We start from the raw sequence: 490 nt of genomic DNA on the forward strand, positions 1-490 counted from the left end.
TCCTGACCGACATAGGGGAAGCCTACGTAGTAGAAGGCATAAGCGAAAAGGGACAAGAGCTGCTGGGAAAACTTGGACTTAGCGAAGCCGGAGAAGAAGCCAAGGCAGAGGCCGCCAAACTCCAGGCAGAAATTAAGGCCGACGGAAGCATTAATATTGAAGGCTTGGCAGAAAAACTAAACGGCATGTTTGAGCACAGCTTTTGGGACAGCCTGCACGAAAAATGCATCGGCTGTGGAGCCTGTACCTACCTGTGCCCCACCTGCCACTGTTTTGACATAGCGGATGAGGCCACCGACTGCAGCGGCTGCCGGGTAAGAAACTGGGATGCCTGCATGTTCCCGCTATTTACCCTGCACGGCTCCGGGCACAACCCGAGAACCGGAGGGAAAGCCCGTTGGAGACAAAGACTCATGCACAAATTCAACTACTTTGTAGATAGATACAACGCCACCGCCTGCGTTGGCTGCGGTAGGTGCATCAAAAACTG

The 490-nt window shown here is 53.5% G+C and carries 1 protein-coding gene; it reads left to right on the forward strand.

From position 1 onward, the window contains the following. A partial coding sequence (locus P6N53_RS18520; protein ID WP_304545837.1) for a 4Fe-4S dicluster domain-containing protein occupies positions 1–490 on the forward strand: 490 nt, incomplete at both ends.

This window comes from Desulforamulus aquiferis, from assembly GCF_030577015.1.
GTDB classification, from domain to species: Bacteria; Bacillota; Desulfotomaculia; order Desulfotomaculales; family Desulfotomaculaceae; genus Desulfotomaculum; species Desulfotomaculum aquiferis.